The sequence below is a fragment of the Variovorax sp. J22R115 genome, from assembly GCF_030317005.1.
Lineage (GTDB): Bacteria > Pseudomonadota > Gammaproteobacteria > Burkholderiales > Burkholderiaceae_C > Variovorax.
The window spans coordinates 93,242-100,152 of sequence record NZ_JASZYM010000023.1; the positions used below are offsets into that span (position 1 = coordinate 93,242).

A 6,911-nucleotide genomic window follows, 5' to 3' on the forward strand; every position below is an offset into this window, starting at 1 on the left:
CGCTGTGGCAACGCAGCAGCACAAGTCCGTCGCGTTGCCGCTGGCGCTCGCCTATGCCGCGCTGGTCGTCTACGCGAGCCTCTATCCCTTCGCCGATTGGCGCGACCAGGGCATCGCGCCCTGGGCCTATCTGGCCGCGCCCTGGCCGCGGTATTGGACCGCCTTCGATTTCGGGATCAATGTCGTTGGCTACATGCCGCTCGGCTTCCTGGCCGCGATTGCCGTGTTGCGTACACGTCCCGAGGCTGGCGTCGTTGGCGCCGTGCTTCGCGCGACGGTGGCCGGCGCGGCGATCGCATTCGCCATGGAGACCCTGCAAAGCTACCTGCCGGCGCGCATTCCTTCCAACGTCGATCTCGGCTTGAACGCCGCCGGCGCGTTGGCAGGCGCCGTGCTCGCGGCGGCGCTCGAGCGATTCGGCGCGGTGGCCCATTGGCATCGGACGCGCTCCAACTGGTTTGTCGACGATTCACGCGGCGGGCTCGTGCTACTGGCGTTGTGGCCCCCGGCATTGTTGTTTCCGGCCGCTGTTACCTTCGGCCTCGGACAAGTCTTCGAGCGCGTCGAGACGGCGATCTCGGAATGGCTGCTCGACACGCCGTTCATCGACTGGCTGCCGGTGCGCCAGTTCGAACTCGAGCCCCTCGTGCCCGGCGTCGAGCTGCTGTGCGTCATGCTGGGTGCGCTGGTGCCGTGCCTGCTCGCCTTCCTGATCACGCGCTCCATTGCGCGGCGCGCCATTCTCTTGCCGCTGACGCTGCTGAGCGGCATGGCGGCGACGGCGCTGTCGGCCGCGCTCAGCTACGGTCCGGAACACGCCTGGGCCTGGTTGAGTCTGCCTGTCCAGATCGGCATCGCGGCGGCGCTGTTCGTCGGCGTCCTCCTGCTGGGGGCGCCTCGTCGGTTCTGCGCGGCCCTGCTGCTCGTCGCGCTGGTGGTGCACCTGAGCCTGCTGAACCAGGCGCCTGAAAGCGCCTACTTCGCGCAGACGCTGGCGACGTGGGAGCAGGGGCGTTTCATCCGATTTCACGGGCTCGCCCAGTGGCTGGGATGGCTGTGGCCGTTCGCGACGCTCGGCTATGTGCTGATGGCGCTGTCGAGCCGCGCGAAGGGCGCCTGAGCGCGAACCGACCCTGCTGGCGCATGGCCGCGGCGACGCTCAATAGAATGGTTCGATGTCCAGTTCAAGCACCCCCGCGCCAGCGGGTTACTACAGCCGTCACGTCTTCTTCTGCCTGAACGAACGCAAGAGTGGCGAAGACTCCTGTTCGAAGCACAACGCGCAGGAGGGCTTCGATCGCTGCAAGTTGCGCGTCAAGGAAGCGGGCCTGGCCGGGCCCGGCAAGGTCCGCGTCAACAAGGCGGGGTGCCTGGACCGTTGCGCGGGCGGACCGGTAGCAGTGGTCTATCCCGAGGCGGTCTGGTACACCTACGTCGACGAGGATGACATCGACGAAATCGTCGAGTCGCACCTGAAGAACGGGCAGGTCGTAGAGCGCCTGCTGCTTCCTCCCGACATCGGGCGTTAAGGCCGCGCCGATGAATTCGCGTACTGAAAAGCTCCAACTGAAAGGTGCTGCCGGTGCCATCGAGGTGCTGCGCGATCCTGCTGCCGAGGGCGCGCCTGCACTGGGCGTCGCCGTGATCACCCATCCCCATCCGCTCTTCGGCGGCACGATGGACAACAAGGTGGTGCAGACGCTTGCCCGCGCCTTTGTCGCCTGCGGCTGGACGGCCCTGCGCTTCAACTTCCGGGGCGTTGGCGCCAGCGAAGGCGTCCACGATGAAGGCCGGGGCGAGCGCGAAGACATGCTCGAACTCGTCCGGCAACTGGCGCCCGAGGGTCCGTTGGCTATCGCCGGCTTTTCGTTCGGCGCCTTCGTCGCGAGCGGCGCCATCGAAACCCTATGGGCTTCGCGCGACATCCGCCACGTCGTCCTCGTCGGCACGGCCGCATCGCGCTTTTCCGTCGCGACGCTGCCGCCCGATTCGCACGAACGCGCGCTGGTCGTGCACGGGGAGCAGGACGACACCGTGCCGCTTGCCGCCGTGATGGACTGGGCTCGTCCACAGTCACTTCCTGTCACAGTCGTTCCCGGAGGCGGACATTTCTTTCACGGACAATTGCCGCTGCTCAAGAGTCTCGTGGTCCGCCATCTCCGCGCGGGCTAGTTTTCCGTCTCACGCTCCCCATGAATCGTTTTTTCAAGACGCTGCGCGCGTTGGCAGTCACTGCTGCCGCATCCATCTGCCTGATCGCCGTCGCCCAGGTTCCGGTGCCACCCGAAGTCGCTGCGCGCAGCTACCTGTTGCTCGACGTCACCGCCAACCAGTTGCTGGCGCAAAAGGACATCGACACCGCGGTCGAGCCTGCCTCTCTCACCAAGTTGATGTCGGCTTACCTGGTCTTCGAAGCGCTCAAGGCCAAGAAGATCACTCTGCAGCAAACGCTGCCGGTCAGCACGCGCGCCTGGAAAATGCCCGGCTCGCGGATGTTCATCGACCCGAAGATGCAGGTGCCGGTCGAAGACCTGATCAAGGGGCTGATCGTCCAGTCGGGCAACGACGCCACGATCGCCCTGGCCGAGGGCGTAGGCGGGACGGTCGAGCACTTTGTCGAACTCATGAACGAGCAGGCCAAGGTGCTCGGACTGAAGAACACGGTCTACAAGAATCCGGAAGGACTCACCGCGCCGGGGCACACCACGACCGCGCGCGACCTGAGCACGCTGGCGACGCGGCTGATGCGCGACTTCCCGGAGTACATGCACTACTACTCGATCAAGAAGTACCGCTTTCCCGGCACGCCATCGACCAACGACACCAATCGCAATCTCCTGCTGTTCCGCGATCCGACCGTCGATGGCCTGAAGACCGGCCATACGGAAGCTGCGGGCTATTGCATGGTCGTAACGGCCAAGCGCGACTTCCCGAACCTCGGCGGTGGCCGCCGCCTGCTATCCATCGTCCTGGGCACCGCCAGCGAAAACGCACGTGCCAACGAATCCCAGAAGCTCCTGAACTGGGGCTATACCGCCTATGACGCGGTCCGCCTGTTCGATGCCGGCCAGCCCGTCGCGACGCCGCCCGTGTGGAAGGGCAAGGAAAACACCGTCAAGCTCGGCCGCCCGGAGGCGATCGTGGTCGCGGTCCCGGCGGGTTCCGCCAGCAAGATCAAGACTTACGTGGCGCGCCCGGACCCGCTGGTTGCGCCGCTCGCCAAGAACCAGCCTGTCGGTACGCTGAAGGTCTCCCTGGCGGATCAGCCGGTGACCGAGGTGCAATTGGTTGCACTCGATGCCGTGGAGCAGGCGGGCCTGCTGGGCCGCGCGTGGGACGCCGTCCGCCTCTGGATCAAGTAGCTGTTGTTCAGCTGAGGTCAGTGCTATACTCGTGGGCTTTTCGGAAAAAACCGAAGGGTTTCACGTTTTCGTCATCTCCCGGCCTCCTCGCGCCATGTCACGTCATGAAGAGGAATCCGGCCGGAGTGTTTTGGGATTAATTCATTCATGCCAACCATCAATCAACTGGTGCGTCAGGGTCGCGAGGTCGAAAAGATCAAGTCGAAGAGCCCTGCCATGCAGAACTCGCCGCAACGTCGCGGTGTCTGCACCCGGGTCTACACCACGACCCCGAAAAAGCCGAACTCGGCGCTGCGTAAGGTCGCCAAGGTGCGCCTGACCAACGGCTTCGAGGTCATTTCCTACATCGGCGGCGAAGGCCACAACCTGCAGGAACACAGCGTCGTGCTGGTTCGCGGCGGTCGTGTCAAGGACTTGCCCGGTGTTCGTTACCACATCGTGCGCGGTTCGCTCGACTTGCAAGGCGTGAAAGATCGCAAGCAGTCGCGTTCCAAGTACGGCGCGAAGCGTCCCAAGAAGGCCTAAGGCTTTCCGAATTTCATTCAGCGGTGTTCGTGTGCCTTGGCCGGTGCATCGAACGAAGTGACCCGATTTTGGGTCGAGTAAGTGAGAGTTCTTGTTGGCTCTCGCGGTGTCGGAAACGGCGCCAACTGAAGCAAAGAGGTTAGAAAAATGCCACGTCGTCGCGAAGTCCCCAAACGTGAAATCCTGCCGGATCCCAAGTACGGCAATGTCGAGCTGTCGAAGTTCATGAACGTGATCATGGAAGGCGGCAAGAAGGCAATCGCCGAGCGCATCATCTACGGTGCGCTCGACCAGATCGAGAAGAAGAACCCGGGCAAGGACCCGCTGGAAGCTTTCACCATCGCCATCAACAACGTCAAGCCGATGGTCGAAGTGAAGTCGCGCCGCGTGGGCGGTGCGAACTACCAGGTGCCGGTCGAAGTGCGTCCGGTCCGTCGTCTGGCGCTCTCGATGCGCTGGATCAAGGAAGCCGCCCGCAAGCGCGGCGAGAAGTCGATGGCCCTTCGTCTGGCCAACGAGCTCATGGAAGCCACGGAAGGCCGTGGCGGCGCCATGAAGAAGCGCGATGAAGTGCATCGCATGGCCGAGGCCAACAAGGCCTTCAGCCACTTCCGCTTCTAAGAGTCGTCCCCCTAAATACAGACAGGCTGGAAGCCCGACCCACCGATGCGGTGGGCGGGCTTTCATCCGTTAACGGAGTAAATTTCATGGCACGCAAGACCCCCATCGAGCGCTACCGCAACATCGGTATCTCGGCCCACATCGACGCCGGCAAGACGACCACCACCGAGCGCATCCTGTTCTACACCGGCGTGACCCACAAGCTGGGCGAAGTGCATGACGGCGCTGCCACGACCGACTGGATGGAGCAGGAGCAAGAGCGCGGCATCACGATCACCTCGGCTGCCGTGACCTGCTTCTGGAAGGGCATGGACCGTTCGCTGCCCGAACACCGCATCAACATCATCGACACCCCCGGTCACGTGGACTTCACCATCGAGGTGGAGCGTTCCATGCGCGTGCTCGACGGCGCCGTGATGGTGTACGACTCGGTCGGCGGCGTGCAGCCCCAGTCCGAGACCGTCTGGCGCCAGGCCAACAAGTACAAGGTGCCCCGCCTCGCGTTCGTCAACAAGATGGACCGCATCGGCGCCAACTTCTTCCGCGTGCGCCAGATGATGATTGACCGCCTGAAGGCCAGTCCCGTGCCGATCGTGATCCCGATTGGCGCTGAGGACAAGTTCCAGGGCGTGGTCGACCTGCGCAAGATGAAGGCCATCTTCTGGGACGAGGCCTCGCAGGGCATGAAGTTCGAATACCGCGAGATCCCGGCCGAACTGCTCGAGTCCGCCAAGGAATGGCGCGAGAAGATGGTCGAGAGCGCCGCCGAGGCTTCCGAAGAGCTGATGAACAAGTACCTCGAAGAGGGCGACCTCAGCGAGGACGAGATCACTTTCGGCCTGCGCACGCGCACCATCGCGGGCGAGATCCAGCCGATGATGTGTGGCAGCGCGTTCAAGAACAAGGGCGTGCAGCGCATGCTCGACGCCGTGATCGAACTGATGCCCTCGCCGATGGACATCCCCCCGGTCGAAGGCACCGACGACGACGAAAAGGAAACCAGCCGCAAGCCGACCGACGAAGAGAAATTCTCGGCACTGGCCTTCAAGCTGATGACCGACCCGTACGTCGGCCAGTTGACCTTCGTGCGCGTCTACTCGGGCGTGCTGAGCAAGGGTGACACGGTCTACAACCCGGTCAAGGGCAAGAAGGAGCGCATCGGCCGTATCGTGCAGATGCACGCCAACGAGCGTCTCGAGATCGACGAAATCCGCGCCGGCGACATCGCCGCATGCGTGGGCCTGAAGGATGTGACCACCGGCGAAACGCTGTGCGATCCGGACGCGATCATCACGCTCGAGCGCATGGAGTTCCCCGAGCCCGTGATCTCGCAGGCCGTCGAGCCGAAGACCAAGGCCGACCAGGAAAAGATGGGCATTGCGCTCCAACGCCTGGCTTCCGAAGATCCGTCGTTCCGCGTGCGTTCCGACGAGGAATCCGGCCAGACCATCATCTCCGGCATGGGCGAGCTTCACCTCGAAATCATCGTGGACCGCATGAAGCGCGAGTTCGGCGTGGAAGCCAACGTCGGGAAGCCGCAGGTGGCCTACCGCGAAACGATCCGCAAGACGGTTGAAGATGCCGAAGGCAAGTTCGTTCGCCAGTCGGGCGGCAAGGGCCAGTACGGCCACGTGGTGCTCAAGCTCGAGCCGAACGAAGCCGGCAAGGGCTTCGAATTCGTCGACGCGATCAAGGGCGGCGTGGTGCCGCGCGAGTACATCCCCGCTGTCGAAAAGGGCGTGATCGAAGCGCTGACCCAAGGTGTGCTGGCCGGCTACCCGGTCGTCGACGTCAAGGTCACGCTGCACTTCGGTTCGTACCACGACGTGGACTCGAACGAAATGGCATTCAAGATGGCCGCGATCTTCGGTTTCAAGGAAGGCGCCCGCAAGGCTTCGCCGGTGATCCTGGAGCCGATGATGGCCGTGGAAGTCGAGACCCCGGAAGACTACGCCGGCAACGTGATGGGCGACCTGTCTTCGCGTCGCGGCATGGTGCAGGGCATGGACGACATGATCGGTGGCGGCAAGCTCATCAAGGCGGAAGTCCCCCTGTCGGAAATGTTCGGCTACTCGACCACGCTGCGCTCGGCCACGCAAGGCCGCGCCACCTACACGATGGAGTTCAAGCATTACTCCGAAGCACCGCGCAACGTGGCCGAAGCCATCGTCGCGTCGCGCTCGAAGTAAACCCGTTCAGTCTGCGACCCCGTGCCTTTCGTTGCCCGTGGCGAGAGAACCAGCAACAGGGTGCAGACGTTAAACCCCACACGGGCATTGCTCTTTCAAGGATAGAAAATGGCAAAAGGAAAATTCACCCGTACGAAGCCGCACGTGAACGTGGGCACGATTGGTCACGTGGACCATGGCAAGACGACGCTGACGGCGGCGATTGCGACGGTGC

Annotated in this window: 8 protein-coding genes; all 8 read left to right on the forward strand. The window is 63.5% G+C overall.

Translation table 11 applies throughout. The features are described from left to right. The first annotated feature begins 4 nt into the window (after nucleotides 1-4). Nucleotides 5-1,120, forward strand: coding sequence for a VanZ family protein (locus QTI04_RS30480; protein WP_286604855.1), 1,116 nt, complete (start codon nucleotides 5-7; stop codon nucleotides 1,118-1,120). A 55-nt stretch (nucleotides 1,121-1,175) separates the two neighbouring features. Beyond that, nucleotides 1,176-1,529, forward strand: a complete 354-nt coding sequence (locus tag QTI04_RS30485; RefSeq protein ID WP_286618924.1) for a ferredoxin — start codon at nucleotides 1,176-1,178, stop codon at nucleotides 1,527-1,529. Between the two features lie 10 nt (nucleotides 1,530-1,539). Then, entirely contained in the window at nucleotides 1,540-2,172 is a 633-nt protein-coding gene (locus QTI04_RS30490; protein ID WP_286618925.1) for an alpha/beta hydrolase, read from the forward strand. A 20-nt stretch (nucleotides 2,173-2,192) separates the two neighbouring features. Beyond that, nucleotides 2,193-3,362 carry a D-alanyl-D-alanine carboxypeptidase family protein gene (locus QTI04_RS30495; protein WP_286618926.1) on the forward strand — a complete coding sequence of 390 codons (1,170 nt, stop codon included), beginning with the start codon at nucleotides 2,193-2,195 and terminating at the stop codon, nucleotides 3,360-3,362. Nucleotides 3,363-3,509: 147 nt separating this feature from the next. Beyond that, nucleotides 3,510-3,887, forward strand: coding sequence for a 30S ribosomal protein S12 (gene rpsL, locus QTI04_RS30500; protein WP_028249584.1), 378 nt, complete (start codon nucleotides 3,510-3,512; stop codon nucleotides 3,885-3,887). A 147-nt stretch (nucleotides 3,888-4,034) separates the two neighbouring features. Further along, nucleotides 4,035-4,508: a 30S ribosomal protein S7 gene (gene rpsG / locus QTI04_RS30505; protein WP_286508375.1), complete on the forward strand. Its 474-nt coding sequence runs from the start codon at nucleotides 4,035-4,037 to the stop codon at nucleotides 4,506-4,508. A gap of 86 nt (nucleotides 4,509-4,594) precedes the next feature. Beyond that, nucleotides 4,595-6,697: an elongation factor G gene (fusA, locus tag QTI04_RS30510; RefSeq protein ID WP_286604848.1), complete on the forward strand. Its 2,103-nt coding sequence runs from the start codon at nucleotides 4,595-4,597 to the stop codon at nucleotides 6,695-6,697. A gap of 108 nt (nucleotides 6,698-6,805) precedes the next feature. Next, nucleotides 6,806-6,911 (forward strand): GTP-binding protein (locus tag QTI04_RS30515; RefSeq protein WP_007829589.1); only part of this gene is annotated, 106 nt, incomplete at its 3' end.

What these genes read in the sequence shown, in the direction of transcription:
- fusA (WP_286604848.1), top strand. Translation starts at nt 4,595, where the DNA reads ATGGCACGCAAGACCCCCATCGAGCGCTACCGCAACATCGGTATCTCG.
- QTI04_RS30485 (WP_286618924.1), top strand. Translation starts at nt 1,176, where the DNA reads ATGTCCAGTTCAAGCACCCCCGCGCCAGCGGGTTACTACAGCCGTCAC.
- QTI04_RS30495 (WP_286618926.1), top strand. Translation starts at nt 2,193, where the DNA reads ATGAATCGTTTTTTCAAGACGCTGCGCGCGTTGGCAGTCACTGCTGCC.
- rpsL (WP_028249584.1), top strand. Translation starts at nt 3,510, where the DNA reads ATGCCAACCATCAATCAACTGGTGCGTCAGGGTCGCGAGGTCGAAAAG.
- QTI04_RS30490 (WP_286618925.1), top strand. Translation starts at nt 1,540, where the DNA reads ATGAATTCGCGTACTGAAAAGCTCCAACTGAAAGGTGCTGCCGGTGCC.
- rpsG (WP_286508375.1), top strand. Translation starts at nt 4,035, where the DNA reads ATGCCACGTCGTCGCGAAGTCCCCAAACGTGAAATCCTGCCGGATCCC.